Origin of the sequence: Microbacterium sp. K41 (assembly GCF_004794395.1) — a bacterium.
Taxonomy (GTDB): Bacteria; Actinomycetota; Actinomycetes; order Actinomycetales; family Microbacteriaceae; genus Microbacterium; species Microbacterium sufflavum.
The window spans coordinates 1-1717 of record NZ_SSDO01000016.1 but is presented as its reverse complement, the minus strand read 5'-3'; the positions used below and the strand labels follow the sequence as shown (position 1 = coordinate 1717).

General features: G+C 74.3%; 2 protein-coding genes and 1 pseudogene. All 3 read left to right on the top strand.

Features of this window, described 5'->3' with window-relative positions; translation table 11 throughout:
* Positions 1 to 354: ATP-binding cassette domain-containing protein (locus tag DW309_RS00135; RefSeq protein ID WP_136044171.1), on the top strand; the 354-nt coding region annotated here is incomplete at its 5' end.
* On the top strand, positions 351 to 1397 hold the full coding sequence (locus DW309_RS00130) for a putative FMN-dependent luciferase-like monooxygenase (RefSeq protein WP_136044170.1): 1047 nt from the start codon (positions 351 to 353) through the stop codon (positions 1395 to 1397). The genes DW309_RS00135 and DW309_RS00130, both read left to right, overlap by 4 nt.
* A pseudogene (locus DW309_RS00125) lies at positions 1394 to 1717 on the top strand (CMD domain protein); the annotation flags it as partial. The gene DW309_RS00130 and the pseudogene DW309_RS00125, both read left to right, overlap by 4 nt.

The following is a 1717-nucleotide window of genomic DNA, read 5'->3' as shown; positions in this document are numbered from 1 at the left end:
TCGGGCGGGCAGCGGCAGCGCGTCGCGATCGCCCGTGCCCTCGCGATCGACCCGGAGATCGTGGTGCTCGACGAGGCGGTGTCCGCGCTCGACGTGACGGTGCAGGCCCGCATCCTCGAGCTGCTCACCTCGCTGCAGGCCGAGCTCGGGCTCACCTACCTCTTCATCTCGCACGACCTCGCGGTGGTGCGGCGCATCAGTCACACGGTGTCGGTCATGCGCCGCGGTCGTGTGGTGGAGGAGGGCCGGACCGAGGAGCTGTTCCACGACCCGCAGCACGAGTACACCAGGGAGCTGCTCGCCGCCGTGCCCGGCGTCGGCGACGCTCCCCAGAGCCGAGAGGTCCTCGCATGACCGCACCAGCCGCCGCACCCACCGTGGCGTTCTTCACCCGTCTGCTCGACGATGCGTCGCCCGCCGATCGCTACGCGCTGGCCACGGCGCAGCTCCAGCACGCGGAGCGGCACGGCATCGGTCGTGCATGGGTCGCGCAGCATCACTTCCGCGCCGCGGAGGGCGGGATGCCGTCGCCGCTCGTGTTCCTGGCGCACGCGGCCGCGCATACGAACCGCCTCCGGCTCGGCACCGGGGTGATCACGCTGCCCCTGGAAGACCCGGTGCGCGTGGCGGAGGATGCGGTGGTCGCCGACCTGCTCTCCGGCGGGCGTCTCGATCTCGGGCTCGGCAGCGGGGGCACGCCCTCGTCGTTCGTACCGTTCGGGGAGGACGTGCGCGACAAGGCCGCCACGTACGACCGCAAGCTGCGCGTGCTGCTCGACGCGCTTGCGGGTGAGGACGTCGGCGGCGACAACACCCTGTACCCCGACCCGGGCGACCTCGCCTCACGCGTCTGGCAGGCGACGTTCTCGGCCGCGGGCGGGAGCCGCGCGGGTGTGCACGGCCACGGGCTGCTGCTCTCGCGCACGCAGCCGCGCACGGCCGAGCGCCTCCGCGCGCCGCTGTCGGAGCTGCAGGACCCCATCATCGACGCCTACCTCGATGCGCTGCCGGCCGGCGTCACGCCGCGCATCACGGCCTCGCGCACCGTGTTCGTGGCGGATGACAGGGCCGAGGCGCTGCGGTTCGCGGAGGTCGGGCTGCGGCGCGCCGCGGAGGGCTTCCGCCGCCAGGGGCAGACGATCCCGGGCGACGACCTCGACGACCTGATCGCCGCGCTCGACACCCACCTGGGCACGCCGGAGGAGGTGGCCGCCTCGCTCGCGGACGACGCGACGCTGTCCCGCGCGACCGAGGTCGCGTTCCAGGTGCACTCGGTCGACGCGCCCCACGAGCACGTGCTGCGCTCGATCGAGCTGTTCGCCGCCGAGGTCGCCCCGGCACTCGGCTACGCCCTCACCCCGTCCCCCGCGGACACGACCCTCAAGGAGAACGCATGACCGACGACATCGTCGACCGCATCGCGGAGGTGACGCCGGGGCTCGACGCGCTGCGGCGGCGCCGTCCGATCACGCGCGAGCAGCTGCAGGCGAGCTTCGACGCGCTGTTCCGCCCCGTCTCGGTGCAGCACGCGTCGCAGGCCGAGCGCGAGCTGATCGCGGCCTTCGCGACCGGGCTCGCCGGCGCCGACGACCCGACCGCGCTGTTCTACGCCGACCGGGCGGAGGCCGCCGATCCCGAGCGCGCCGCGGTGGTCAGGGCCGAGCTGGCCGGGGCCGCCGCCACCGGTCCGTTCGGCGCGTACACCGAGGCCGGGCTC

Excerpts from the sequence above, each read along its gene's own strand:
- DW309_RS00130 (WP_136044170.1), top strand. The coding sequence starts at position 351 with ATGACCGCACCAGCCGCCGCACCCACCGTGGCGTTCTTCACCCGTCTG.